Origin of the sequence: Clavibacter phaseoli, from assembly GCF_021922925.1 — a bacterium.
GTDB lineage: Bacteria > Actinomycetota > Actinomycetes > Actinomycetales > Microbacteriaceae > Clavibacter > Clavibacter phaseoli.
Genome location: NZ_CP040786.1, coordinates 466,689 through 493,576, shown reverse-complemented (window position 1 = coordinate 493,576; position 26,888 = coordinate 466,689). Strand labels below are relative to the sequence as shown.

Below are 26,888 nucleotides of genomic sequence, written 5' to 3'. Positions count from 1 at the left end.
GCTAGCGAACGGGGCCGCGGCCCTCCTGGCCGCGGGCGTCCGCCCGGGTAAACTCGCCGGATCATGACAGACACCCTGGACTCCGCCCTCGTCGGCACTCCTGCCGGCTCCGCCTCCGACTCCCCCGCCGCGTCCGCCCGCGACGCGCGCCCGCAGGTGCCGCAGGAGCGACGCATCGTGACGGAGATCCCGGGCCCGCTCTCGCGCGAGCTGCACGAGCGCCGGAAGCGCGTGGTGCCGCCCGGCGTCTCCTCCCTCCTCCCCGTGTACGTCTCCCGCGCGCACGGCGCGATCGTCGAGGACGTGGACGGCAACCGCTTCATCGACCTGGGCGCCGGCATCGGCGTGACCACCGTCGGCCACACGCGCCAGGAGGTCGTGGACGCCGCGACCGCGCAGCTCGGCGACGTGATCCACACGCTCTTCACGGTGACGCCGTACGAGGAGTACGTGCGCGTGGCGGAGCTGCTCGCGGAGCACACGCCCGGCACGCACGAGAAGCGCACCGTGCTCGTGAACTCCGGCGCGGAGGCCGTGGAGAACGGCGTGAAGATCGCGCGCAAGCACACGGGCCGCCGCGCGGTGGCGGTGCTCGACCACGGCTACCACGGCCGCACGAACCTCACGATGGCGATGAACTACAAGGCGTCGCCCTACGGCACGGGCTTCGGCCCCTTCGCCGGCGACGTCTACCACGCGCCGAGCTCGTACCCGTATCACGACGGCCTCTCGGGCGCCGAGGCCGCGGCCCGCACCATCTCGTACCTCGAGAAGCGCATCGGCGCGACCGACCTCGCGTGCGTCGTCGCGGAGCCCATCCAGGGGGAGGGCGGCTTCATGGTGCCGGCCGACGGGTTCCTGCCCGCGCTGCAGGAGTGGTGCACGGCGAACGGCGTCGTCTTCATCGCGGACGAGATCCAGTCGGGCCTCGCGCGCACCGGCCGCTTCTTCGCGAGCGAGCACCTCGGCCTCGTGCCCGACCTCGTGCTCACGGCCAAGGGCATCGCGGGCGGCCTCCCGCTCGCGGGCGTGACCGGCCGCGCCGAGATCATGGACTCCGCGCTCCCCGGCGGGCTCGGCGGCACGTTCGGCGGCAACCCCGTCGCCGCGGCCGCCGCCGTGGCCGTGTTCGAGGCCATCGAGACGCACGGCCTGCTCGACGAGGCCACGCGCATCGGCGACCACCTGCACCGCGCGCTCACGGAGCTGCAGCGGGAGCACGACATCATCGGCGACGTGCGCGGCATCGGCGCCATGATCGCGATCGAGCTCGTGCAGCCGGGCACGGGGTCCACCACGAAGGAGCCGAACGCGGACGCGGTCGCGGCCATCGCGGCCCACTGCCACGCGCACGGGGTGATCATCCTCACCGCCGGCACGTACGGCAACGTGCTGCGCTTCCTGCCGAGCCTCGCGATCTCCGAGGAGCTGCTCGACGACGCCCTCGGCGTGATCGCCGACGCGTTCCGGGCGCTCTGATGGGGGCGTCCGTCGAGACCATCCCCGTCCAGGGCGCCGTGGAGCTCGCGGTCCTCGACCGCAGCGGCTTCGTGGAGTCGCGCCACATCGGCGCGGCCGTCGTGCTGTCGGGCGAGGGCGAGGAGCTGCGCGCGGTCGGCGACGTCGCGAGCCCCGTCTTCCCGCGCTCGAGCATGAAGCCGTTCCAGGCCCTCGCCGTGCTGGCGAGCGGCGCGGAGCTCACCGAGGAGGAGCACGTGCTCGCCACGGCCAGCCACGCGGCGACCGCCCGGCACGTGGAGGTGGTGCGCGGGATCCTCGCGAAGGCCGGGCTCGACGAGTCCGCGCTGCGCTGCCCCGCCGACTGGCCGCTCGACCGGGCCGCGCGCGACGAGCTCGTGCGCGCCGGGATCCCCGCCTCCCCCGTGTACATGAACTGCTCCGGCAAGCACGCCGCGATGCTGCTCGCCTGCACGACCAACGGCTGGTCGACCGAGGACTACCTGCACCCGGACCACCCCTTGCAGGTGCGGATCCGCGACGTGGTCGAGCGCTTCACGGGCGAGCGGATCGCCACCACCGGCATCGACGGGTGCGGCGCCCCCGTGCACGCGATGTCGCTCACGGCGCTGGCCCGCGGGATCCACCGCATCGCGACCTCCGCGCCCGGCTCGCCGTTCGCGCTGTACCGGCACGCCGCCGCGCTGACCGCGGCGGTGCGCGCCCAGGGCTGGGCGATCGACGGACCCGGCCGCGCGAACACCGTCGTGATCGAGCGGCTCGGCCTGTTCGCCAAGGGCGGGGCCGAGGGGATCATGATCATGACCGCCCCCGACGGCACGACCGTGGCCTCGAAGACGCTCGACGGGAGCCTCAGGGCCTCCACCATCGTGGCGCTCGAGCTGCTGGCCGAGGCGGGCGCGATCACGCGGGACGACGTGGAGCGCGTGCGCCCCGAGCTCGACCTCACGGTGCTCGGGGGCGGCGTGCCCGTCGGCGAGATCCGGGTGTCGCCGGCGCTCATCGGCTGATCCCGGCGGGCTGCGCCGGGCGGGACGCGGCCGCGGGCGTCGGTGCCGGTGCGCGTGCCGGTGCCGGTCGCCCCGGCCCCGGCTCCGGCTCCGAATCCGGCTCCGGGGCGACAGGTGACGCGGGCGCGACCGGCGGCCACGAGCAGCGACGCACGTCGCCGTCGGGGGTGACGCGCCAGGCCCGGCCGGGGATCGGCGCGAGGGGCGGCGGCACCGCGCGGACGCGGAGCAGCGTGCGCACGTCACGCGGGGTGCAGCCCTCCAGGACGACGTCGCCGGTGCGACGGAGGTCGGCGAGGAGCGGGCCGCGCACCAGCCAGGAGTCGGGATCCCCGACCACGACCCGGATGCGCGTCGCGCGCATCCCGCCGTCGTGCGCGGCGGCGCGGGTCCCGACGGCGTCGGCGACGGCGCCGGGGAACGGCTGATCCGTCGACCATCCCGGGGGGATCCGGGCGACCTCGACGGCGTCGGCCCCCGCCTGCACGAGGCGCGCGACGGCGGCGACGGGCGACGGGGTGACGAGCGCGTGGACGGCGTCCGCGGCGAGGACCGCGCGGGGCGCGGGGCGCGCGCGCACCGGAGGACGGGCCGCCCCGGCGGGCCGCGACGGCGACGTCGGCAGCTCGGGCGGCGTGGCCACCTGGATCCGCTCGCCGCGCCACTCGCCCGCGCCGGGCGTCGCCCGGGAGTCGAAGAGGCGGCTCTCGCCGCCGGCCAGCACGTGCTCCTGCCGCATCGGCAGCGCGAGGATCACGGGCGGACCCGCCGCGGCCGCCACGCCCTGGAGCGGCCCGCCCGCGCGTCGAGCCGCGGCGGCGAGCGCCACCCCGGCATGCGGCCCCTCCCGGACGACCGCGGCCAGCCCCTCGAGCAGGGCGGCCTGGTGCTCGGCCTCGAGGCGGGAGACGGCGACGTCGAGGTCGTCGGCCAGCACGAGGAGCGGATCGCGCGGGGCGCGCGGGTCGCGGATGCGGGCGACGACGGCGGCGATCGCGTCCCAGCAGCCCTCCGCGTCCGCCGGCACCTGCAGCACCGCGACGCCGGCGGCGTCGGCCGACGCGCGGATGGTGCGCAGGCACGTGCTGCGGCCGGATCCCGGGCCGCCGACGACGAGCAGGTGCCCGTCCGTCGCCGGGCACCACGCGGCGGTCGCCCGCCGCTGCTCCGGGGGCAGGTCGACGAGGGCGAACGGGACGACGGGTGCGCCGGCGGCGGTCGTGGATCGGGGTCGCAGGAGCGGCGGGTGCGCGGCGAGGGCGGCGAGCGGGACGGAGGCGGGCAGCGGATCCAGCCACGGACGCCGGACCGGGGCCGACGTGGCGTGGGCCGCGGCGATGCACGCGAGGTCGTCCGACGTCGTGACCGCCACCTGGAACGGGCGCGCCGGCGCGCCGTGCGCCCCGACGAGGCACCGGCCCACGGGCGCGTCGGCGAGACCGGCCGCCTCGACGGTGCCGAAGAGCGCCCGGCTGTCGGCCTCGTTGTTGACGCGGAGCGAGAGCCGGAGGTCGCAGTTGGCGAGCACCGCGTCGCGCACGACGCCCGCGGGCCGCTGCGTGCAGAGCACGAGGTGCATGCCGAGCGACCTGCCCCGGGCGGCGATGTCGGCGACGACCTCGTGCAGGCCGTCCTGGTCGGCGAGGAGGGCGGCCAGCTCGTCGACGACGATGACGAGGCGCGGCAGGACGCCCGCTGCGGCGGGGTCGTCGACGTCGCGGGCGCCGGCGTCGCGGAGGATGCGCTCCCGGTGCCGGACCTCCGCGCGCAGGCTCTCCAGCGCGCGCTGCGCGCCCTGGCCGTCGAGGTCGGTGACGAGGCCCACGGCGTGCGGCAGGACGAGCAGCGGATCGAAGGCCGCGCCGCCCTTGAAGTCGACGAGGAGAACCGTGACCTCCTCCGGCGGATGCGCTGCGGCGAGCGCCGCCATCCACGTGACGAGGAGCTCGCTCTTGCCGCTGCCCGTGGTGCCCGCGACGACCGCGTGGGGGCCGTCCGCGACGAGGTCGACGGCGACCGGGCCGCCGTGCCCGATGCCGACGACCGCGGCCAGGGTGCCCGGCCGGTGCGCGGATCCACAGCCGGCGGGCAGCTCCGCGAAGGGCACGCGCGCCGGGAGCGGGGTCCGCGCGGCCGCGAGCCCGCGTCGGCGGGCGACGTCGGCGAGCTCGTCGGCGAGGCGCTCCACCTCCGTGCGCGACACGAGGTCGGGCCGCACGAGGCCGGTGCGGGTGAGGCGCGGCGCCGGGATCCCGTCGCCGTCGCCCTCGGGTGGGAGGCCGGATGCCGCCGGTTCAATGGAGGGCGCGGGGGCGAGGGCGTCGGCGGAGGCAGGGACGGCGTCGGCCGCGAGGATCCGCGCCGTGCCCGGGGTCCGGACGTCGAGCACCGTGCGGCACGCGGCCGGGAGCGACTCGACCCGCGTCGCCGCGGCGAGCACGACCTCCCGCGCGCCGAGCGCCAGGCGGATGACCGAGGACCCCGGCTCCCCCGGTGGGCCGCCCGCCGAGGCCGGGTCGGGCGCGACGGTCCGCTCCTCGCGGAGCCCCTCGGATGCGTGCGGGAGCCGCTCGAGCCAGTCCCAGTCGGGCCCGACCGGGCGGGAGAGGATGCGGAGGTCGTCGGGCGGGAGGGCGTGCACGAGCTGGACGACGACGCCCCGGAGCACGGGCGCGACCAGGGCGGGGGCCCCGCGCAGCCCGAGGCCGCCCGCGGCGGGGACGAGGACGGGGGCGTCGGGGATCCAGCGGACGAGATCCGCCCACCGCGCGGGGCCGTGGGCCGAGACGTGGCCGTCCGGCGAGGCAGCGCCCGGCCCCGCCGTCGAGGAGCGGGCACGCGCCGCGGCACGCGGGGTCCGGGGCAGCCGGGCGCTCCGCCCCAGCACGCCGCGGACAGCCCCGGTCCCGTCCCGGTCGTCGGCGCCCGGCACGCGCGCGTCCGGATCGCCCCGCCAGACGAGACCGCTCGGCACGTCGCCCGTGCCGAGCGCGAGGGGGAGCGCGCCGTCGCCGCCCGGGTCCGACCGCCAGAGGAGCGCGGGGTTGGCGCTGCCGTCGAGGATCTCGCGCGCGGACGGCGCCCGCGTGCGGAGGGCGACGCGGGCGGCCGCGATGCGCGCCCGCACCTCGGCGTGCAGGCGCGCGACGGCGGCGCGGGACTCGCGCTCGACGCGGCGGGCCGAGCGGCGGCCGGAGATGCGCTGGTCGGCCACGCCCGCGACGGCGACGACGGGCCCCAGCGCCGCGAACAGCAGCGCGTACGGCGAGCGCGTGACCGCCCAGACGGCGACGCTGACCACCAGGGGCGCCGCGACGCCGATCACGGGGAACGGGGGCGGCGGCGCGGGCGCCGGCGTCGGGGGCGGGGAGATGTCCACCGGGCGAGGACACCAGGTGCGCGATGACGCCACGGCGAGGTGGCACCGCCTCGTGGACGCAGCACGCGGAGGACCCCTGGGGAGGAGCCGTCAGCGACGCGGAGGACGCGGCTCGGGACGGGTGACCGACGCCCGGGCGGCCGACCCGCGTGCCCGCCGCAGCGACGCGAGCGACACCATCGCCCGGAGCCGCTGCCGACGGGTCCGCCCGGCGTCCATGCGCGCGGCCAGCTCGTCGACGCGGCGCCAGGCGGCGTCGGCGAGCGGATCCGGCACGTCGCCCGGCGCGAACGCCGACTCGTCGGCCACGTCCGCGAGCCCCCGCGCGCCGCCGACGCCCACGAGCCGCGCCACCTCGCGTCGAGTCGCGGCGACGGGCGGCATGAGCCCGCGATCGAGCGCGCCGTCGCGGAACTCGTCCCACGCGCCGCCGACCCGGTCGCGCGCGGCGGCCGCCCCGCGGCGTCGCCGGCGCCGCCGGACCTTCGCGCCCACCACGGCGAGGAAGGGAGATGCCGCGAGCCCGAGCCCGAGCAGCGACCAGCCGGCCACGCGCGCGGCGGCGAGCACGGCCTGGAGCGCGGGATCCACCTCCGGTCGGTCGTCGCGTCCCGCGTCCGGCGGCGTGCGGTCCTCGGGCTCGGCCTGCTCCTCGACGGGCGGCGGCAGCACGGTCTGCGGGCGGGCGACCTCGGTGGGCTCGTCGGGCAGCGCGTCGGGCACGTCGCGGGCGGGCGGGTTCGGATCCACCGCGACCCAGCCGGAGGAGGCCGTGTCGACCTCGATCCAGGCCGTGACGTCCGATCCCGTGATCGGCACCGGCCCGCCCGCCGCATCGCGCACGGCGGCCTCGCCGGGCGCGAAGCCCATGACGACGCGGACGGGGAAGCCGAGGTCGTCGGCCATGAGCGCGGCCGCGACCGCGTACTGCTCCGCGTCGCCCAGCATGGGGCGCGTCGTGAGGAGGTCGGCGATCCGCTCGGCGGAGTGGCCCGACCGGCTGAAGGGCGCGTCGCCGACGCCGTGGCTGACGTAGCCGTCGGCGCGGAGGGCGGAGATCGCGGCGACGAGCTGCGCGCCGGGCGACGCGGAGGTGCCGGCGCCCGCGTCGGCGCCGCCCGCGGTCGCGCCGTCGGGGGCGGCGGTGGAGGCCTCCACGCGCGCCGCGACCTCGTCGGGGACGCCCGTGGGGCGCGGGGCCACGGCGTCGCCGGGCCGCTCGTCGGCGAGCGCATCCAGCGGCGGGGTGGACGCGACGACGGCCTCGATCTCGTACGCGTCGCCCGCGGTCAGGCCGCCGATCACGGCGCCGGTGGCGGTCGCGTCGTCGTAGTAGAAGGAGTCGGCGAGGCGCCCGCCGTCGTCGCCCGCGAACGCGATGCGCTCGAGGCGGCCCGCGCCCGGCAGCCACACGCCGCGGTAGGCGCCCACGACGACGTCGAGCGTGACGTCGTCGCCGACGACGCCCGTCTGGTCGAGGCGGTACGGCACGCGCGCGAAGGTGCCGGACGCCTGGCCGGTGCGCGACGCGTCGACGCTGCCGCGCGCGCCGCCGACGCCGTAGACCACGCCGTCGTAGGTGTCGAGCGCGGCCAGGCGCACCCGGCCGCCGGCGGGGAGGCCGGCGACGGTCAGCAGCGTGTCGTCCGCCGTCGGCGCCTTCCAGTAGGTGCGGAAGGACGAGAGCGGGCTGGCCTGCTCGCGTGGGTCGAACGGCTGCTCCACGGTCGACCGCAGGCCGGTGCGGGACGCGTCGGGCGGGGCCGCGCCCGTGGCGGCGACGCCGGCGACGAGGGCGGCGGCGAGCACGACGACCGCGGAGGCGCCGGCGCGCGTGCCCGAGCGGCGTCGGTCGGACGCGGACTCCACGGGGATCCCCGCCTGCCGGCCGAGGCGACGGACCGCGCGGTGGCGGCGGCGCCAGCGGCAGCGCGCGATCCACAGCAGGGCGGCCGCGAGCCAGGCCAGCGCGACCGGCACGAGGAGGCCCGAGGCGTCGGGCGCGTCCGGGCCCTGGCTGCGGTCGGGGCCGAGGGCGGCCGCGACGACGAGGATCACGAGGGAGGGGATCACCGCGAGCTCGGGCCGCCGGGTGCGCAGCGCCACGGAGACGCCGATCACGGAGCCGAGCAGCACGAGCGCGAACGCCGGCACGAGGAGCGCCTGGTAGTCGCCGACCGGGAGCGCGATGGTCACGAGCCGCACGAACCCCAGGGACGCGCCCTCGACGAGCTCGCCGAGGCCCGCGAGCGTGGGTCGCCAGCCGTCGACCGCGCCGGTGGGAACCGCGAGCGGCACGCCGAGCGCGAGGAAGGCCACGAGGATCGCGCCCGCGACCACCGCGCTCCCCCAGCGGAACCGCGCGCCGGCGACCGCGACGAGCGCGCCGACGACGAGCGTGACGCCCGCCATCCGCACGAAGGACGCGTCGCGGTAGACCGGCCAGAAGGCGGCGGCGGCCAGGCCGGTGAGGAGCGCGATCGCGACGACGGGGACGAGGGTGCGGCCGGGGTCGCGGGATCCGGCGGGGACGCGGGGGCGGGCGGCGGCGCGTCCGGGAGCCGCGCGGCGGGCGACGCGGGCGTCGGCGGATCCCCGCGCGCTCACGTCGCGCTCCGCTGCAGGGCGCCGCGCAGGTCCTCGAGGTAGCCGATCGTGAGGACCGACAGGTCGCCGAGGCGGCGGAGGCCGGGCTCGACCTCGGGGTCGCAGACGACGGCGACCACCTGCACGCCGGGCGGGAAGCCGACGGCGGCCGCGCGGATCGCGGCGGGAGATGCCCCCGTGCCGCAGACGAGGAACACGACCGAGACGCCCGCGACCTCGTCGGCGGCGGCCCGGGCCAGCTCGACGAGCGACGCCGCGCGGTCGGAGGCCCCGATCTCGGAGAGGTCGTCGAGGAGGCGGTCGCGCGTGACAGTCGCGAGGCGGCGGAGGCGCGCGGAGCGGGATCCCGGCCCGCCCGAGCGCGCGGCGGTGCGGGCGAGGCCGGGCAGCGTGGGCACGGTCGGCAGGCGGCGGGCCCGGGCGCGGCCGGCGGCGCGGTCGGCGCTCGCGACGACCTGCACGGTGCGGGCGTCGACGATGGCGCGCGCGCCCAGGGATCCGACGACGCTCACCGCCAGCTCGAACTCGGCGTCGGCGGTGGATCCGGCGAGCGCGCCCGCCGCGGATCCGGCCGCCACCGTGGTGCCGCCCGCGGGGACGGCCCCGGCGCCGCCCGCCGCCCCCGCCGCGTCCGGGCCGGGATCCCCGTCCCCGTAGTCCCCCGCGTGCAGCGACAGCGCGACCATGATGTGGCTCCGCCGGGTCTCCTCGAACCGCCGCACCATGTGCACGCCGGTCTTCGCGGTCGAGCGCCAATGGATGTGCCGCACCGGGTCGCCGGGCACGTACTCGCGGAGCGACTGGAAGGACACGTCGCTGTCGGTGAGGTCGCGCGTGGCGCGGCCCTCGAGGTCGCGGACGAAGCCCGTGCTCGTGCTTGGCATCGCGAGCGTGCGCGGGTGCACGAGCAGCCTCGTCGCTGCGGCCTCGGCGGACTCGCGGCGCACCAGCCCGATCGGGTCGCCGCGGACGATGCGCGCGGGCCCCAAGGCGATCACGCCGCGGCGCGAGGTCGGCACGACGAACACGTCCTCGTGGGTGTGGCCGTGCGCGAGGGAGGGCACGTGGACCTCGGCGAGCCCGGATCCGACCGGCACCTCCACCGTGAGCCCCACGGCCCGGCGGCGCAGCGGGTTGCGGACGGCGACGGTCGCGGGCGCGCGCTCCCCCGCCACCACGCGGTCGCGCGGCAGGCGCAGGGACACCTCGACGCCCGACGACCCGACGAGGTGCAGCAGCGCGATGGCCCATAGGGCGGCGCCCGTCCACGCGACCGCGACGAGCTCGCGCCAGCCGAGCGCGTAGCCGACGGCGCCCGCCACGACCGCGGCCAGCGCGACGACGCGGCCGAGCGGCGTGACGACCGCGACGAGGCGCGCGAGCGCGCTGCGGGGCGGGACGGCCTCGGACGACGGCGCGGCGCCGGGCTCGGGGACGGGGGCGACGGCAGCGGGCATGACGGCGGCGGGATCCGGGTCGGCGGCCGCGCCGCGCGTCCCGACCGCGCTCATCCGCCCGGCCGCGCGCCGGCGGCGTGCGCGCCCGCGGCCCGCGCGCCCGCGCCCGCGTCGGTCCCCGGCGCCCCCGCGTGGCCGTCGCGCGGCGGCGCGGTGTCGATCAGGATCTGGGACAGCACGCTCGTGGGCGTGACGCCGTCGAACTCGGCCTCGGGATCCAGCAGCAGGCGGTGCGCGAGCACGGGCTCGGCGAGCGCCTTCACGTCGTCGGGCACCACGTAGTGCCGGCCGTCTGCGGCGGCCCACGTGCGGGACGCGCGCACGAGCGCGAGGGCGCCGCGCACGCTCGCGCCCAGCCGCACCTCGGGCGCGGTGCGGGTCGCGTCGACGAGGCGCACCACGTAGTCGGCGACCGCGGGATCCACGTGCACGGTCCCCGCGCGCTCCTGCAGCGCCCGCACGGCGGCGGCCGACGCGACGGGCGCGAGCGTCACGTCGTGCGCGCTGACGGACGCGCCCTGCAGGATCCGCAGCATCGACTCGTGGTCGGGGTACCCGATGGACGTGCGCAGCAGGAACCGGTCGAGCTGCGCCTCGGGCAGCGCGTAGGTGCCGGCCTGCTCGATGGGGTTCTGGGTGGCGATGACCATGAACGGGTGCCCCACGTCATACGGCGTGCCGTCGACCGTGACGCGGCCCTCCTCCATCACCTCGAGGAGCGCCGACTGGGTCTTCGGGCTCGCGCGGTTGATCTCGTCGGCCAGCACGATGCTCGCGAAGACCGGCCCGCGGTGGAACTCGAAGTCGCCCGTGCGCTGGTCGTAGACGCTGACGCCCGTGATGTCGCCGGGCAGCACGTCGGGCGTGAACTGCACGCGGCTGTGCGTGCCGTCGACGGTCTGCGCCATGGCGCGCGCCAGCGAGGTCTTGCCGGTGCCGGGCACGTCCTCGAGCAGCAGGTGCCCGCCCGTGACCATGGCCGTGAAGGCGAGGCGCACGACGTGCGACTTCCCGAGCAGCACGCCCTCGACGTTGCGCACCAGCCGCGCGAACTCCTCCTGGAAGGCGCGGGCCTCGTCTGCGGTCATCGTCATGGGGTGCGTGCCTCTCGGGTGCGGCATCAGATCCGGCGTCGGGGCCGCGGGAACGGCCGTCATCCGCGGTGGGCGTACGTGTACAGCGTGCCCGAGTTCGCGGTGACCCGCACCTCGAGGATCCGCTCGCCGCCCGCCGGGACCGCGCAGGATCCGGCCGCGCCCGAGGACGCGTCGGTCCACGCTCCCTGGCCGCCGCAGCGCCACTCGCTGCGCGCGTAGCCGCCGTCCGCCGCGACGCGCCCGCGACCCGCGGCCGGGGGCATGGAGGTCCACGAGAAGGTCGTGACGCCCGCGTCGTCGGTCGCCGAGCGCACGTCGCCCGCGCGCGCGTCGACGGCGGTGCCGGCGGAGACGGGATCCGACCAGCCGCTCGAGCGCTGGCGCCCGTCGCCCGAGTCCTCGAGGACGCGCACCTGGATCGTCGCTCCGACGCCCGTGCGCGGCAGCGTGAGCGCCTGGCCGACGCCGATCGGCACGCCGTCGCCCTGCCCGTCGACCCGGTACAGCAGCAGCGCCGACGCGGACGGGTCGCCCGGCCGGTAGCGGGCGTCGGCGAGGACCGCGCGGAAGACGCCGTCGGCCGAGCGGTCGGGGCTCGGCAGGTCGACCCGGACGACGGGCGTCGACGGCGCCGTGCGCGGGGTCAGCTGGCCGGCCTCGACGACCGTGCAGCCCTGGCTGTTGGCGGCGAGCACCGCGAAGGCGACGGGCTCGTCGATGGCGAGTCCCGTGAAGACGTGGCTGGTGGCCCCGCCCACGTCGACCGCGGGGCCGTGCTCGGCGGCCCACGGTGCGACGCCCTCGGTGGCGACGGAGCAGCCGGGCGCGGATCCGGGCGCGTACGCGGCGACGAGGTAGCGGATCCCGTCGACGCCCTGGCCTTGGAACGCCGGCCACGACACGGTGACGCTCGTCTCGTCGACCCCGTACGCGGTCGCGGTCGGCGCGCCGGTCGCGGTCGGGGCGCCGCGCGGCGTGCCGGTCGCGGTGGCGGCGAGCCAGGCGGAGGCGTCCTGCACCTGGGCGCTGTTGCGCGCGGCCACCGAGACGGCGACGGGCACCTCGGCGACGAGCGACGGATCCCGCACCTCGACGCTCGTGGCGTCGGACGCGACCTGCCGCGAGATGCCGCCCACGCCCACGACGTACTGCGTGACCGGGCTGGAGGACGACGGCACGGCGGACGGCTGCCACGAGACGCGCAGCCCGTCGACGAGCGGCTCGACGGTGAGGCCCGCCGGGGCGGCCGGGAGCACGTCCGACCACAGGCCCGAGATCGACACGGGGTCCGAGGTGCCCACGCCGTTGACGGCGGAGACCTCGACCTGCACGGAGCTCCCGGGGCCGTTGCCGGGCGTCGGCACGGTGCACGTCGTCGACGGGCAGGTGACGGTCGCGGTCGCCGTGCCGCCGCGGAGCACGCGCACCTGGTAGCCCGTGATGGCGGATCCGTTGAAGACGCCCGGCTCGAACGTGACCGTGAGCGACCGGTCCGCAAAGCCGGATGCTCGGAGGGCCGAGACGGGCCCCGGGCGGTCCTGCACGTGGATCACGACGGTGCCGAACGCGGCCCGCCCCGCGTCGCCCGTGGCGTCGCGCACCTCGTACTGCACGCGCACGTCGCCGGGCACGGCGTCGGCGGACGCGCTCACGGCGAGCGTGGCGCGGTCGGCCGACGGGGTGACGGTGACGCCCGCGGGGAGGCTCGCGCCGTCGGCGCCGCGGATGGAGGCGACCGTCAGCGGCGTGCCCGGGAAGGGGTTGCCGGCCTGGTCGTTGGCGAGCACGTCGATGGAGGTGGAGGATCCGCGCGTCACGGACCCCTCGTCGGTCGCGGGCTGCGCGAGCGGGCGCGTCGACGGGACGACGCGGAGGTCGACGCGGCCCGCGCGGCCCGTCTGCGTCGCGTCGCGGACGCTCACCGGGAACGACGCGGCGGTGCCCGTGGCCACGCCCTCGTCGGCGGAGATGCGGAGCGTGCCGCCGTCCACCGAGGCGCGGAAACCGGCGGCGACGGATCCCTCCAGCGCGAACGCGAGCTGCCCGCGGTCGTCCTGGTACGGGTAGGTGGTGAGGCGGCCGAGGTCCACGTCCTTGGACTGCCCGGGCTCGAGGTAGATGACCGCGCCCGTGAACACGGGCGGCTGGTTCTCGGTGGGCGTGACGGTGATGGGGAGCACGAGCGCGGCCGTGCGCCCGCCGTCGCCGGATCCGTCGGTCACCGTGAACGAGATCGCCGCCGGCCCGAAGTACCCCGGCTCGCTCCGGTACGCGATCGTGTCCTCGTCGACGAGCTCCACGGGCCCGTCGGCGTGCGTCGCGGAGAGCGAGTTCGGGTCGGCGATGCGCACGGCCCGGCCGCCCGCCGCGACCACCTGCTCGTCGAGCTCGACCACGAGCCGCTCGCCGCTCGGCACGGTCGGCCGCGGCTGGCCCACGCGCAGCTGCGGGAGCGTGTCCTCGAAGCCGGGGACCCAGATGAAGGCCGTCGCGGAGATCGACGGGTCGTCCGGCTGCGCCACCGTGAACGGGACGATGCGGCGCTCGTCGCCGACCTCGACGCGGATCCGGCCGTCGGGCGTCACGCGCGCCACGTCGTCGTAGCCCGCGCCGACGGCGAGCACGAGCGCCGAGACGTCGCCCTCCGCGGAGAAGACGTTCCGCATCACGTCCACGTCGACGCTCGACCGGTCGAGCACGTCCGAGAGCTGGAGCACCGTGTCGCGCGCGACGGGCCGCGTGGGCGGCGCGGCGGGATCGACGATCACCGTGAGGAACGCCTCGTCGCTGCCGCCGCGCGCGTTGCGCACGCCGTAGACGAAGCCGTAGCGGCCCGCCTGCTCGGGCGCGACGACGCGCACCGTGTCGCCGTCGAGGCCCGCGACGAGGCCCTCGGCCTGCGGCTGCACCGAGACGAGCGAGAGCGCGCCGCCGTCGGGATCCGTGTCGTTGGCGAGCACCTGCACGCGGAGCACGCGGCCGGGGCGGACGGTCACGGTGTCGGCGGTCGCGACCGGGTTCCTGGCGCCCTCGACGCGCGTGCTGATGCCCACGCGGATCGTGCCGGTCGCCCGCGCGCCGAGCCCGTCGACCACGGCGTACGCGAACGCGTCGGTGCCGGTGGAGTAGTCGCCCGCCTGGTAGTCGATCCAGTCCGGCCCGACCTCGGTGACCTGGCCCTTCTCGGGCCCGGTGTCCTGCCCGAGGAGCCGCACCGAGTCGCCGTCGGGGTCGATGCCGGTGAGCGGCACGGGGATCCGCACGGTCTCCCCCGCGAGCACGCGCGCCGTGAGCGGGCGCGGCACGGGCGCCGTGTTGGTCGCCACGTCGGCCTCGCGCACGGAGACGGTGAGGGTCGCGGTCGCCCACTGGCCGTCGGGCGCGAGGGCGCGGTAGACGGCGGTGTAGTCGCCCGTGCGGTCGGGCGCGAGGTAGCGGAGGCGCTCCTCGCTCGCGAAGAGGAGGCCGGCGCCCTCGGGGAGTGGATCCACCAGCACCGGGTCGAGGCGCAGCTGGTCGCCGTCGGGCTGCTCGTCGTTGGCGAGCACGGGGATGTCCACCGCGTCGCCCACGCGCACGGCCACGCGGTCATCGGTCGCCACGGGCGGCTGGCGCACGGCGGGCTCGGGCACCTCGATCACGGTGATCACGCCGGTCGCCTCGGCCACGCCGTTGCTCACGCGGTACGCGACGTCGACGGGCCCGTCGAGCGGCCGCGTCAGGCTGATCCGCACGAGCCGCTGGCCGACCACCTCCGCGCGCACGCCCGTCGCCTCGTCGGGCGCGACCGCGTCCGTGATCACGAGCACGCCGCCCGCGGGGTCGAAGTCGGTCTGGAGCACGTCCACGTCCTGGGCCTGGAGCGCGCGCACGAACACGGTGTGCGGCACGGTCACGGGCCGGCCGTCCGACGCGGGCGCGCCGCGCACCTCGACGCGCACGACGCCCGTGGCGCTCGTCCGCCCGTCGGTCACGGTGTACTCGAGCAGGTGCGTGCCCGCCTGGCCGCCCTGGAGGCGGAAGGTGCCGGCCTCGAGGTCGGGCGTGATCTGCACGCCCGCACGCGCGGGCACGGCCGCCAGCCGGATCGCGCCGCTCCCGCCGCGCGCGTGCGTCAGCGGCTCCACGGTGATCTCGCGCCCGATCGACGCCTGCACGACGAAGCCCTCGGCGACGAGCGGCACGTCCCCGGCGCGGCGGACCGTGACGACGAGCTCGCCCGACCCCTCCTCGCGGCCGTCCGACACCTGCAGCGCGACGGTCCGCGTGTCCCCGCCGGCACCGGCGTCCGTGTAGACGACCCGCCCCTCGGGCTTCCAGCTGACGGCGTCGGGCGCGGCGACGCTCGCGCGCGTGAGGTACATCGGATCCCCGTCGGGGTCGTACCAGCCGCCCAGCACGTCGGTCTGCAGCCGGTCGCCCTCCGCGACCGTCCCCGTCGCGGGGCGCGCCTGCACGGGCGCCGCGTTCTCGTCGGGGGCGCGCACGTCGACGCGCACGTCGGCCGTGGCGCTGCCGCCGCGCCCGTCGCTCACGACGTAGGAGAAGCGCACCGTCCCGGTCGCGCCCGCGGCGAGCGCGAGCTGGAGGCCCTGGCCCTCGTCCACGATGTCGACCGCCCCGACCTCCGCGTCGACGGGCGTGGCCGAGTCGATCACGAGCACGTCGCCGTTCGGGTCGTGGTCGTTGAGGAGCACGGGCAGCGCGGTGGTGCGGCCGGGGCGCGCGCCGAGGGCGTCGTCGACCGCGACGGGCGGCTGCTGCACGCGGTCGGTCTCGGGCGGGGTGTCGGCGGTGTTCTGCTCGACGACGGTGTCGGAGCGATCGCGGTCGATGAGGTCCGACCAGTTGTCGATGAGGCCGGCGTCGCGCTGCACGGCCCACGCGGTGCCGCCGCGCGTGTCGTTGAGCACGACGCGCGTGCCGTCGACGAGGAAGCGCAGGGAGGCCTGCGGGGGCATGGACCCGAGGCCGCCCGTGGATCCCGCCGCCGTACGGCGCGCGTCCTGGTCGCGCCCGCCCGGGAGGGCCGCGGGCGCGAGGCACCGCTGCCAGCCGGATCCGTCGGTCCAGCCCGCGTACTCGCAGCCGGCCACGCGGACGGGACGCGCGGGATCCCCGCGCACGGCCCCGACCACGTCGACGGGGTCGCCGCCCGCGACGGGCACCTCGACGAGCCCGCCGGAGTGCGCGACCAGCACGTCGCCCCCGTCCGACGAGGCGCGCTGCAGGGCGACACGCGCGTCGGCGGCGACGGATCCGGCGAGGTCGACCGTGCGCCCGTCGACGAGGAGGGCGCGCGCGTCGGCGTCGTAGAGGGCCCAGTGGCCGTCGACGGACGTGAGGGAGAGGCGCTGGCCGGCGGGGCGCCCGGGATCCCCCGCCTGCACGGTCTCGCCGGCGAGCGCGGCGGCGGGGTCGGCGGCCGCGTCGGCCGTCTCCTCCACGGGGGCGCCGACGGGCCCGACGTCCACGGTCGCCCGGACCGTGTCGTCGGTGGCGGCCTCGATGCGCGACAGCGTGCCCGTGGCGGCCGAGTAGACGAGGAGCGTGCCGTCCTCGTCCATCGACGCGACGGCGTCGGCGCCGAGGATGAGCGTGGGCGCGCTCGCGGCGTCGAACGCGGAGAGGCCCGCGACGGGCACGAGCCACAGCTGGCCCGTGGCCGGCACGAGGATCGCGGCACGGGATCCCGCGAGCATGACCTCCGCGCCCGCCGGCAGCGGCGTGGTGTCGACCACCTGGCTCGTCGCGTCGTCGACCACGTCGAGGCGCGAGCTGCCGCGGTCGGCGAGCAGCACGGTGGATCCCGCCTGCAGCACGTCGATGTCCTCGCTGCGCGAGTCCACGACGCTGTCGAGCTCGAGCACGGCCGTGTTGGCGCGGCCGATCGCCTGCTGCCCGGAGTTGACGACCCACACGGATCCGTCGTCGAGGTCGACGCGCTGCGCCTGGTAGCCGTCCGAGACCAGCGCGAAGCCCGTGAGGAGCGCGAGCACGACGGCGCCTCCCGTGACCGTCGTCGCGGCCTGGCGGTGGCGGCGGATCCACTCGCGGATCATCGCGGGAGCTCCGCGCACTTCTCGGTCGACGCGGCGCCGGCGATGCCGTCGCGCGTGACGGTGACCCGGATGCAGGCGCGGTCGTCGGTGCCCGCCGCCTCGGACGCGCCCGCCGTGACCCGGAACGTCGTGTCGCGCTGCGTGCTCGGCAGCCCGCCGTCGCGCACCACCTGGTACGCGTCGCCGGCGCCGAGCCCGGGGTCGCTCCAGGAGAAGACCACGCCGTCCGCGGCGGTGGAGGCCTGGATCTCGCCGACCACCGGGATCTCCCGCGCCGCGGTGCCGCCGCCCAGCCCGCCGAGCAGCACGCCGACGGCCACGCTGGCGACGATCGCGCCGGCCGCCGCCGCGGCGATCGCCACGCGGTGCCGGGCGAGGAACGCGCGGCGGCCGGGGACGGCGGGCCGCGCGGGGGTCGAGGCGCCGACGGGCCCGGATCCGGACCGGCCGAGGGACGTGGACGCGGATCCCGCGCGCACCGGATCGGACGCGGTCGCGGGCGCACCGGGACGCGGGGCGCCCGCCGCCGCGCGCGAGGCCGCCGGCGCCGCCTTCCGCCGCGCGCGCCGGATGCCGCCCGCGCCGCCCGACCCGGTCGTCCCGGGATCCACCTGCGCGATGCCGCGCACGCGCGTCGGGTCGTCGTCCTCGTCGACGCCCGCCGCCACCGCGGACGCCCACTCCTCGCTCGCGACCTCGAGCGGCGTCTGCGCGAGCCGCAGCTCCGCCTCCACCGCCTGCAGCTCGCGCACGAAGGCGAGCGCCGACTCCGGCCGGGCCTCCGGCTGCCGCGACATGGCTCGGCGGAGCACCAGCTCGAGGCGCTCGGGCACGTCTGCGCGCCCGGTCGGCAGCGGCCGGGCCCTCTGGATCCTGGCCACGAGGTCCGCGGGCGCGTTCTGCCCGCCCGGCACCTCGAAGGGGCTCCGCCCGGCGAGCAGCGAGTACACGGTCGCGGCGAGCGACCACACCTCGCTCCTGACGGTCCCCGGGCTCTCGTCGGCCAGCACCTCGGGCGCCGACCACGGGATGGAGAGTCCCACGGCGTCGGTCGCGGCGGCGTCCTCGAGCGTGGAGGCGATGCCGAAGTCGCTGAGGACGGGGTGCCCGAACGCGGTCGTGAGGATGTTCGCGGGCTTGATGTCGCGGTGCAGCACGCCCGCGCGGTGGGCGGTCTCCACGGCGCTCGCGATGCGGATCCCCACGCGCAGCACCTCCGCGACGCCGAGCGGCTCGCGCCGGTACCGGTCGCTGAGGCTCGACGAGCACAGCTCCATCACGAGGTACGGGCGGCCGTCGGCGGCGACGGACGCCTGGTGCACGGTGAGCACGGACGGGTGCGCGCTCAGCTGCGCCATGAGGTCGGCCTCGGCGCGGAACATCGCGCGCAGCCGGTCGGTCACGATCTCGGCCAGCATCACCTTCACGGCGACCTGGCGGCGCGGCATGTCCTGCTCGTAGAGGAACACGTCGGCGAAGCCGCCGGAACCGAGGACCGTCACGTACGTGAACCCCGGCAGCACCGGCGGGGAGGACGGCAGGCGTCTGGCCATGGCCCCCTCTTCGGGTCGGGACCGACGGCAGGGGCTGTTGCGGGCGGCGGGTGGATCTCAGCTGTGATCGAGTCTAGGTCGCCGATCCGCGCGGGTACACGGGTCGACGGCCTCCTGGCGCCCCCTCTTCGGGAGCGCTCGTGACGGCGGCGCGACCGCCGCGTGACGAGCCCCGGAGGGTCGTCGCGCGGCGGCCGGGCCGGCGCCCGGTCAGTCGCGCGGCGGCAGGTCGCGCGCGGGCTGGCCGATGTAGAGCTGCTGCGGACGGCCGATCTTGGTGGCCTGGTCCTCGTTCATCTCGCGCCAGTGCGCGATCCAGCCGGGCAGGCGCCCGATGGTGAACAGCGCCGTGAACATGCGCGTGGGGAAGCCCATCGCCTTGTAGATGACGCCCGTGTAGAAGTCCACGTTCGGGTAGAGCTTCCGCTCGATGAAGTAGTCGTCCGCGAGGGCGACGGCCTCGAGCTCCTTGGCGATGTCGAGCAGCGGGTCCTGGATCCCGAGGGCCTCCAGCACCTCGTCGGCGCTCTCCTTCACCAGGCGTGCGCGCGGGTCGAAGTTCTTGTAGACGCGGTGCCCGAAGCCCATGAGGCGGACGCCGTCCTCCTTGTTCTTCACGCGCTCGACGTAGCGGTCGACGCCCTCGCCGGAGTCGCGGATGCGGCCGAGCATGGAGAGCACGGCCTCGTTCGCGCCGCCGTGCAGCGGGCCGAACAGCGCGCCGATGCCGGCGGAGACGGAGGAGAACATGTTCGCCTCGGTGGATCCGACGAGCCGCACGGTCGACGTCGACGCGTTCTGCTCGTGGTCCTCGTGCAGGATCAGCAGGCGCTCCAGCGCGCGGCTGACCACCGGGTCGACCTCGTAGGGCTCGGCGTTGTTGCCGAAGTTCAGGCGGAGGAAGTTGTCGACGAAGCCGAGCGAGTTGTCCGGGTAGAGGAACGCCTGGCCGAGGCTCTTCTTGTGCGCGTACGCCGCGATGACCGGCAGCTTCGCCAGCAGGCGCAGCGTCGAGATCTCGACCTGCTCGGGATCGTGGACGCTCAGCGAGTCCTCGTAGTAGGTGGAGAGCGCGGAGACGGCGCTCGACAGCACCGACATGGGGTGCGCGTTGGTGGGCAGGGCGCGGAACAGGCCCTTGAAGTCCTCGTGGAGCAGCGTGTGGCGGCGGATGTCCTCCTCGAACCCGCCCAGCTGGTCGCTCGTGGGCAGCTCGCCGTGGATGAGGAGCCAGGCCACCTCGAGGTAGCTCGACTGGCGCGCGAGCTGCTCGATCGGGTAGCCGCGGTAGCGGAGGATCCCCTGCTCGCCGTCGATGTAGGTGATGGCCGAGCGCGTCGACGCGGTGTTGACGAAGCCGTTGTCGAGCGTCGTGAGGCCCGTCCTCTTCGTGAGCGCCGAGATGTCGATGCTGGACGCGCCGTCGACCGCGGGGAGGATGGGGAACTCCACCCGACCTCCCGGGTACGTCAGCGTCGCCGTGGGCTTCTCGTCCGCCTGCTGCCCGCCATCGGTCACGGCGCCTCCTCGAGTCTGGGGTGGATGGCCCGGGGGGATGCGCGCCGCAGGGCGCTCGTGGCGCCGTCGCGGCGTCGGGATCCGAGCCGACTACAGCCTAAAGGGCCGACCGGGACACTGTCGCCTCCGCCAGCATCCGGCCGGATCCGTTGGAGGTCGTGCTACGCGGCGGGCGACGCGGTGGAGCCTGCGCGGAGGCGCGCGGCCGCCTGCGCGATCCGCTCGTCCGTCGCCGTGAGCGAGAGGCGCACGTGCGCGGGCGACGCGTCGCCGTAGAAGGGGCCGGGTCCCGCGAGGATCCCGAGGTCGGCGAGCTGCGCGATGCCCTCCCAGGCGTCGCGGCCGCGGGTCGCCCAGAGGTAGAGGCCGGCCTCGCTGCGGTCGATGCGCCAGCCGGCATCCTCGAGCGCCGGCCGCAGCACGTCGCGGCGGGCGCGGTAGAGCTCGCGCTGGGCGCGCACGTGCTCGTCGTCGCCGAGCGCCACGGTCATGGCGTGCTGGAGCGGCGCGGGAGGGAGGAGGCCCGCGTGCTTGCGGACGCGGATCAGCCGGGCGATGAGCTCCCGGTCGCCCGCGACGAGCGCGGCCCGGTAGCCCGCGAGGTTCGACTGCTTGCTGAGCGAGTACAGCGCGAGGACGCCGGAGTGGTCGTCGCCGACGACGCGCGCGTCGAGGATGGAGGGGGTCGGGCCGTCGGCCCACTCCCCCTCCCAGCCGAGCTCGGCGTAGCACTCGTCGCTCGCGATGACGGCGCCGAGCTCCCTGGCGCGGGCCACGGCGGCGCGCAGCTCGTCGACGCCGAGCACGCGGCCGTCCGGGTTGCCGGGCGAGTTGAGCCAGACGAGGCGCGTGGACGCGGGCCAGTCGGCCGGATCGTCGGCGGGGACGGAATCCGCTCCCGCGAGGGCCGCGCCGATCGCGTACGTCGGGTAGGAGACGGTCGGGTGCACGACCGCGTCGCCCTCCCCGAGCCCCAGCATGAACGGCAGCCAGGCCACCATCTCCTTGGACCCGATGGTCGGCAGCACCTGGTCGGCGCCGAGCGTGGCGTTCCGGCGCCGCGCGTGCCAGTCGACCATCGCCTGCCGGAGCTCGGGCGTGCCGACCGTGGTGGGGTACGCGTGCGCGTCGGTCGCCCAGGCGAGCGCGTCGCGGATGAGCGGCGGCGTGGGATCCACGGGCGAGCCGATGCTGAGGTCGACGAGGCCGTCGGGGTGCCGGCGCGCGCGCTCGGCGTACGGGCCCATCAGGTCCCAGGGGTAGTCGGGGAGCTCGCCGAGGGCCACGCGCGTCAGCCGTTCTGGGGCGGGAGCGCGGCGATGACGGGGTGGTCGCCCGCGGTGACGCCGACCTTGGTCGCGCCGCCCGGGGATCCCATCTCGGCGAAGAACTCGACGTTGGCCGTGTAGTAGTCCGACCACTTCTCGGGCAGGTCGTCCTCGTAGTAGATGGCCTCGACCGGGCAGACGGGCTCGCAGGCGCCGCAGTCCACGCACTCGTCCGGGTGGATGTAGAGCGACCGCTCGCCCTCGTAGATGCAGTCCACCGGGCACTCGTCGATGCAGGCGCGGTCCTTGACGTCGACACAGGGCAGGGCGATGACGTAGGTCACTTCGGGTGGGTCCTTCCGGGAGCGGTGCGGCCCGACGAGTCTACGCGGGCCGCGAGCCGGTCCCGGCCGGGGCCGGGGCGCCCGATCCCGCGGCGCCGGCGGCATCCGGGCGGTCGGCGGCGGCGGGCGCGCGCGTCGAGAAGCGGGGCCAGACGACGACGGCCGCGACGAGGATCGCGGGGGCGACGGCCCACACCTGGCTCATCCAGCCGGCGGGGAAGAGGACCGATCCGCTCGGCCCGCGCGTGCCGAGCACGGCGACGGCCGCGACCACGCCGAGCCCGAGGCAGAGCGCGTGCAGGCGGTCGACGAGCAGCAGGCGGAAGGCGACCAGCAGGCACGCGAGCGTCGCGAGCGCGAGCACGAGGCCGACCGGCAGCTCGACCCCGCCCACCGGGAGCGTGGCGCGGTGCGCCGCCGTGCCGACCGTGCCCACCAGCAGGCCGAGCACGAGCGACGCGACCGCGGTGCCGACGCGCTGCGCGCCGCGCGGGGGCCGCGGGGTGCCGTCGTCCGCCGCGGCGCCGGCGGGCCGGTGCAGCCGGAACCGCTCGACGGGCGCGATGGGCGCGCCGACGCCGTGCGAGAGCGCGAACTGGTCGCCGTCGACGACGGTCTGCGTGCGGTGCGCGGCGACGGCGCGGATCTTGGCGTCGAGCACCTCGGTCGCGTCGACGGCCAGGTCGACCGCGTCGTCCGGCAGCACGAGCGTGCCGGCCGGATCCGCGTCGGGCGCGGGGAACCGGCCGCGCGCGGCGACGAGCTCGTGCGCCTGCCTCGCCGACGACGCGGTCGTGGTGACGAGGTACGCGGGGATCCCCGCCTCCTCGGCGGCCCAGGTCGCGATGACGTGGGTGCGCACGTGGTCGGGGTGGCCGTATCCGCCGTGGTCGTCGTAGGTGACGACGGTCGTGGCGTCGACGTCGGCGATGACCGCGAGCACGTCGCGCGCCTCGTCGGCCTCGTCGCCCGCGCACAGCGAGTCGGGATCCAGCGGGCGGAGCGCCACGGGCGCGCCGTCGTCGCCCCACTCCATGCCCGAGTCGACGTAGCGCCGGGGCTCGAGGCCCTCCCAGCGCGCGCCGGCGTCGCCGAGGAAGCGGTGGTCGGTGACGCCGAGGGCGGCCATCGCGGCGGCGAGCTCCGTCTCGCGGTGGTCGGCGAGCGCGCGGAGGTCGCCCTCGAGGTGGCGGAGCTCCGCGGGGATCACCTCGCCCCGCTCCCCGCGCGTGCAGGTGAGCACCGTGACGGGCACGCCGTCGCGGACGAGCTTCGCGATGGTGCCGCCCGTGACGATGCTCTCGTCGTCGGGGTGGGCGTGCACGAAGAGGACGTGCTCGCGCTCGGGGCGCGGGGTGCGGGCAGCCCGATCGGGGCGTCGGGACGTGCCGGGGATCATCGGGCGATCCTATCCGCGCGCCGGCGGCCGGTCGCTGGGCGTCGCGCCGGGGAGGGCGACTGGACGCACCGCGGCCCGCGCGCTACTGTGCACGAGGTAAGGCAAGCCTCACCTACATTTCCCCATCAGAAGCAATGGCACGCGGCCCGCCGCGTCCGCAGCCCGGAGAGGCCCACGCGTGTTCGCGAACTACCTGATCGGCCTGCGCGAGGGCCTCGAGGCCGCGCTGGTCGTCACGATCCTCATCGCCTACGTCGTCAAGATCGGCCGCCGCGACGTGCTCGGCCGGCTCTGGCTCGGCGTCGGGCTCGCGGTCCTCCTCGCCCTGTCCGTCGGCGCGATCCTCACCTACGGCGCGTACGGCCTCACGTTCGAGGCGCAGGAGGCCATCGGCGGATCCCTCTCCATCGTCGCGACGGGCCTCGTCACCTGGATGGTGTTCTGGATGCTCCGCACCGCGAAGGACATGCGCTCCGAGCTGCAGGGCGCCGTCGACCGCGCCATCGCGGGCGCCGCCTGGGGCCTCGTCGCCGTCGCGTTCCTCGCCGTCGGCCGCGAGGGGATCGAGACGGCCCTGTTCCTCTGGTCGGCCGTGCAGGCCACGGGCGCCACCACCATGCCGCTCGTGGGCGCCGGCCTCGGGCTCCTCACCGCGGTCGCGCTCGGCTGGCTCGTCTACCGCGGGGTGCTCCGCATCGACCTCGCGCGCTTCTTCACCTGGACCGGCGCGCTCCTCATCGTCGTGGCCGGCGGCGTGCTCGCGTACGGGGTGCACGACCTGCAGGAGGCCGGGATCCTCCCCGGCCTCGGCGCGCTCGCGTTCGACGTCTCGGGCGCCGTCCCGCCCGGATCCTGGTACGGCACCCTCCTCAAGGGCACCGTCAACTTCTCCCCCGCCACCACCTGGCTCGAGGCGATCACGTGGGTGGCGTACGTCGTGCCGACGCTCGCGACCTACCTGACGCTCGCGCGCCGCGGTCGGCGGGCGCGTCCGGCGGGGGCGTCCGCCGCTCCCGCCGCCGCCGCCCCGGCCGCTCCCGCCGTCGGCGACGCGGCCCGCGTGCCCGACGCGACCGCCGCCCGCTGACCCGGCGCACCGCCGCCCCTCCGTCTCCCCCGCTCCGTCCACCGCCCGGCACCGCCGGCCCGCTCCCCCGAGGTCCCATGAAGCGCTCGACCCTCCCCGCCGCCGCCCTGCTCGCCGGCGCCGCCCTCGCCCTGTCGGGCTGCGTCGCGAACGCCCCGACCGGATCCGCCGGCGACGGCGCCGCCTCGGCCGACTCCGGCGTCACCCAGCTCACGGTCGACAGCTCCGCCGACGCGTGCGCCGTCTCCGCCGCGACCGCCCCCAGCGGCACGGTCTCGTTCCACGTCACGAACTCCACCGACCAGGTGACCGAGTTCTACCTGCTCGCGGACGACGGCCTGCGCATCGTCGGCGAGGTCGAGAACGTGAGCCCCGGGATCGAGCGCGACCTCGTGCTGACCGCCCAGCCCGGCGACTACTTCACCGTCTGCAAGCCCGGCATGGTCGGCGACGGCGTGGGACGTGCGCCCTTCACCGTCACGGGCGACCAGGTCGCGCTCGCGGGCGACGCGGAGCAGCAGGGCCAGGACGCGGCCGCCGCCTACCTCGCCTACGTCAAGGACCAGATCGGCCGCCTCCTGCCCGCCACGCAGGAGTTCGCCGACGCGTACCTCGCGGGCGACGACGACAGGGCGCGCTCGCTGTACCCCACGGCGCGCGCGTACTACGAGCGCGTCGAGCCCGTCGCGGAGTCGTTCGGCGACCTCGACCCGGAGATCGACTTCCGCGAGGCCGACGTCGAGCCCGGCACCGAGTGGACCGGGTGGCACCGCATCGAGAAGGACCTCTGGCAGCCCTCGCCCGACGCGAACGGCGGCGAGGTCTACGCGCCGCTCGGCCAGGCGGACCGCGCGCACTTCGCCCAGGAGCTCACCGCCGACACGCAGCGGCTCTACGACGCGGTGCACGCCGACGGCTTCTCGGTCGACATCTCCACGGTCTCCAACGGCGCGGTCGGGCTGATGGACGAGGTCGCGTCCGGCAAGATCACCGGCGAGGAGGAGATCTGGTCGCACACCGACCTCTGGGACTTCCAGGCGAACCTCGAGGGCGCGCGCGTCGCGTACGCGGGCGTCCGCGACATCGTCGCGCCGAAGGACCCGCAGCTCGTCGCCACGCTCGACGCCCAGTTCGCGTCGCTGGAGACGGACCTCGCCGCGTACGGATCCCTCGACCAGGGCTTCACGACCTACGACCGCCTCACCACGGACCAGGTCAAGGGCCTCGCGGACGGCGTGAACGCGCTGGCCGAGCCGCTGTCGAAGCTCACCGGGGCGCTCGTCGGCTGATGACGGACCACGCGACCACCACGCCCGACGGCACGGCGGCAGCCGACGCTCCCGCGGCGCCCGCGGGCATCTCCCGCCGCGGGATCCTCGGCCTCCTCGGCGCGGGCGCGCTCGGCGGCGGCCTGGTCGGCTCCGCGGGCGGGGTGATGGCCGACCGCGCCTTCGCGGGCGCCCGGCAGGCCGCGGGCGGCGCGACCTACGCGTTCCACGGGGCGCACCAGGCGGGGATCACCACGCCCGCACAGGACCGCCTGCACTTCGCCGCCTTCGACGTCGCCGACATCGACCGCGCGGGCCTCGTCTCGCTCCTCCAGGACTGGAGCGCCGCGGCCGCGCGCATGACGGCCGGCGGATCCGCGGGCGCGCTCGGCGCCGTCGACGGCCCGTACGACTCCCCGCCCGACGACACGGGCGAGGCGCTCGACCTGCCGCCCGCCGGCCTCACCATCACGTTCGGCCTCGGCCCGTCGCTGTTCACGACCGCCGACGGCGTCGACCGCTTCGGCATCGCCGACCGCCGGCCCGCCGCGCTCGTCGACCTGCCGCGCTTCCCGGGCGAGGCGCTCGTCGCGCAGGCGACGGGCGGCGACCTCTGCATCCAGGCGTGCAGCGACGACCCGCAGGTGGCCGTGCACGCGATCCGCAACCTGTCGCGCATCGCGTTCGGCCGCGCCTCCATCCGGTGGTCGCAGCTCGGCTTCGGCCGCACGTCGTCGACGAGCCGCGCGCAGGTCACGCCGCGGAACCTCTTCGGCTTCAAGGACGGCACCGCGAACGTGAAGTCCGAGGACACGCGCCAGGTCGAGGACCACGTGTGGGCCGACGCGGGATCCTCGCCCGCCGAGGCGTGGATGCAGGGCGGCTCCTACCTGGTCGCCCGACGCATCCGCATGACGATCGAGACCTGGGACCGCTCGTCGCTCCGCGAGCAGGAGCGCGTTGTCGGCCGCACGAAGGGGTCCGGCGCGCCCCTCAGCGGGGGCCAGGAGCACACGGCTCCCGACTTCTCCGCCACCGGCCGCGGCGGCGCCCCGCTCATCGACCCCGCGTCGCACGTGCGCCTCGCGCACCCGGACGCGAACGACGGCGCGGTGCTCCTGCGCCGCGGCTACAACTTCGTCGACGGCAACGACGACCTCGGCCGGCTCAACGCGGGCCTGTTCTTCCTGGCCTTCCAGCGGGATCCTCGGACGCAGTTCATCCCCATCCAGCGGAGCCTCGCCCGCGACGCCATGAACGAGTACCTGCGGCACGTGGGCAGCGGGATCTGGGCCGTGCCGCCGGGCGCATCGCGCGACGGGTACGTCGGGGAGACGCTCTTCGCGTCCTGATCGGGCAC

The 26,888-nt window shown here is 76.6% G+C and carries 15 protein-coding genes; 5 read left to right on the top strand and 10 right to left on the bottom strand.

Translation table 11 applies throughout. The features are described from left to right. The first annotated feature begins 63 nt into the window (after window positions 1-63). Both gabT and FGI33_RS02290 read left to right on the top strand, forming a co-directional pair. Entirely contained in the window at window positions 64-1,479 is a 1,416-nt protein-coding gene (gabT, locus tag FGI33_RS02295) for a 4-aminobutyrate--2-oxoglutarate transaminase (RefSeq protein WP_119402276.1), read from the top strand. Next, the gene (locus FGI33_RS02290) at window positions 1,479-2,489 is read left to right on the top strand and encodes an asparaginase (protein WP_119434807.1); all 1,011 of its coding nucleotides are present in this window, start codon (window positions 1,479-1,481) and stop codon (window positions 2,487-2,489) included. The genes gabT and FGI33_RS02290 overlap by 1 nt, the downstream gene beginning before the upstream one ends. Here the strand turns inward: FGI33_RS02290 and FGI33_RS02285 are convergent. The 10 genes from FGI33_RS02285 to FGI33_RS02240 all read right to left on the bottom strand — a co-directional run bounded on the left by FGI33_RS02285 (window position 2,479) and on the right by FGI33_RS02240 (window position 23,173). After that, window positions 2,479-5,868: an FtsK/SpoIIIE domain-containing protein gene (locus tag FGI33_RS02285; RefSeq protein WP_237582193.1), complete on the bottom strand. Its 3,390-nt coding sequence runs from the start codon at window positions 5,866-5,868 to the stop codon at window positions 2,479-2,481. The genes FGI33_RS02290 and FGI33_RS02285 overlap by 11 nt on opposite strands. Window positions 5,869-5,958: 90 nt before the next feature. Then, window positions 5,959-8,475 (bottom strand): transglutaminase-like domain-containing protein, encoded by a 2,517-nt coding sequence (locus tag FGI33_RS02280; RefSeq protein WP_237582192.1) that lies wholly within the window; start codon window positions 8,473-8,475, stop codon window positions 5,959-5,961. Beyond that, entirely contained in the window at window positions 8,472-9,986 is a 1,515-nt protein-coding gene (locus FGI33_RS02275) for a DUF58 domain-containing protein (protein WP_237582191.1), read from the bottom strand. The genes FGI33_RS02280 and FGI33_RS02275 overlap by 4 nt, the downstream gene beginning before the upstream one ends. Continuing rightward, window positions 9,983-11,026 carry an AAA family ATPase gene (locus FGI33_RS02270; protein ID WP_237582190.1) on the bottom strand — a complete coding sequence of 348 codons (1,044 nt, stop codon included), beginning with the start codon at window positions 11,024-11,026 and terminating at the stop codon, window positions 9,983-9,985. Before FGI33_RS02270 ends, FGI33_RS02275 begins: the two co-directional genes overlap by 4 nt. 59 nt (window positions 11,027-11,085) lie before the next feature. Then, on the bottom strand, window positions 11,086-17,109 hold the full coding sequence (locus tag FGI33_RS02265; protein WP_237582189.1) for an Ig-like domain-containing protein: 6,024 nt from the start codon (window positions 17,107-17,109) through the stop codon (window positions 11,086-11,088). Then, window positions 17,088-18,644 carry a serine/threonine-protein kinase gene (locus tag FGI33_RS02260; RefSeq protein ID WP_237582188.1) on the bottom strand — a complete coding sequence of 519 codons (1,557 nt, stop codon included), beginning with the start codon at window positions 18,642-18,644 and terminating at the stop codon, window positions 17,088-17,090. Before FGI33_RS02260 ends, FGI33_RS02265 begins: the two co-directional genes overlap by 22 nt. A gap of 210 nt (window positions 18,645-18,854) precedes the next feature. Continuing rightward, window positions 18,855-20,162, bottom strand: a complete 1,308-nt coding sequence (locus tag FGI33_RS02255) for a citrate synthase (protein WP_119433915.1) — start codon at window positions 20,160-20,162, stop codon at window positions 18,855-18,857. 161 nt (window positions 20,163-20,323) lie between these two features. Continuing rightward, window positions 20,324-21,448, bottom strand: coding sequence for a succinyldiaminopimelate transaminase (dapC, locus tag FGI33_RS02250; RefSeq protein WP_119433916.1), 1,125 nt, complete (start codon window positions 21,446-21,448; stop codon window positions 20,324-20,326). Between the two features lie 5 nt (window positions 21,449-21,453). Beyond that, window positions 21,454-21,774 (bottom strand): ferredoxin, encoded by a 321-nt coding sequence (fdxA, locus tag FGI33_RS02245; RefSeq protein WP_086514133.1) that lies wholly within the window; start codon window positions 21,772-21,774, stop codon window positions 21,454-21,456. Between the two features lie 40 nt (window positions 21,775-21,814). Then, window positions 21,815-23,173, bottom strand: coding sequence for a PIG-L family deacetylase (locus FGI33_RS02240; protein ID WP_237582187.1), 1,359 nt, complete (start codon window positions 23,171-23,173; stop codon window positions 21,815-21,817). A 178-nt stretch (window positions 23,174-23,351) separates the two neighbouring features. Between FGI33_RS02240 and efeU the strand changes: the two genes are divergently transcribed. From efeU to efeB, 3 genes are all read left to right on the top strand, one after another. Further along, window positions 23,352-24,260 carry an iron uptake transporter permease EfeU gene (gene efeU / locus FGI33_RS02235; protein WP_237582185.1) on the top strand — a complete coding sequence of 303 codons (909 nt, stop codon included), beginning with the start codon at window positions 23,352-23,354 and terminating at the stop codon, window positions 24,258-24,260. A 77-nt stretch (window positions 24,261-24,337) separates the two neighbouring features. Beyond that, on the top strand, window positions 24,338-25,549 hold the full coding sequence (efeO, locus tag FGI33_RS02230; RefSeq protein ID WP_119435661.1) for an iron uptake system protein EfeO: 1,212 nt from the start codon (window positions 24,338-24,340) through the stop codon (window positions 25,547-25,549). Then, window positions 25,549-26,880: an iron uptake transporter deferrochelatase/peroxidase subunit gene (gene efeB / locus FGI33_RS02225; protein WP_237582183.1), complete on the top strand. Its 1,332-nt coding sequence runs from the start codon at window positions 25,549-25,551 to the stop codon at window positions 26,878-26,880. Before efeO ends, efeB begins: the two co-directional genes overlap by 1 nt. The last annotated feature ends 8 nt before the right edge of the window (window positions 26,881-26,888 follow it).

Bases quoted from the DNA above. Each gene is read 5' to 3' on its own strand.
- FGI33_RS02260 (WP_237582188.1), bottom strand. From the start codon at position 18,644: ATGGCCAGACGCCTGCCGTCCTCCCCGCCGGTGCTGCCGGGGTTCACG.
- FGI33_RS02275 (WP_237582191.1), bottom strand. From the start codon at position 9,986: ATGAGCGCGGTCGGGACGCGCGGCGCGGCCGCCGACCCGGATCCCGCC.
- FGI33_RS02270 (WP_237582190.1), bottom strand. From the start codon at position 11,026: ATGACGATGACCGCAGACGAGGCCCGCGCCTTCCAGGAGGAGTTCGCG.
- FGI33_RS02240 (WP_237582187.1), bottom strand. From the start codon at position 23,173: ATGATCCCCGGCACGTCCCGACGCCCCGATCGGGCTGCCCGCACCCCG.
- FGI33_RS02290 (WP_119434807.1), top strand. From the start codon at position 1,479: ATGGGGGCGTCCGTCGAGACCATCCCCGTCCAGGGCGCCGTGGAGCTC.
- efeB (WP_237582183.1), top strand. From the start codon at position 25,549: ATGACGGACCACGCGACCACCACGCCCGACGGCACGGCGGCAGCCGAC.
- efeO (WP_119435661.1), top strand. From the start codon at position 24,338: ATGAAGCGCTCGACCCTCCCCGCCGCCGCCCTGCTCGCCGGCGCCGCC.
- gabT (WP_119402276.1), top strand. From the start codon at position 64: ATGACAGACACCCTGGACTCCGCCCTCGTCGGCACTCCTGCCGGCTCC.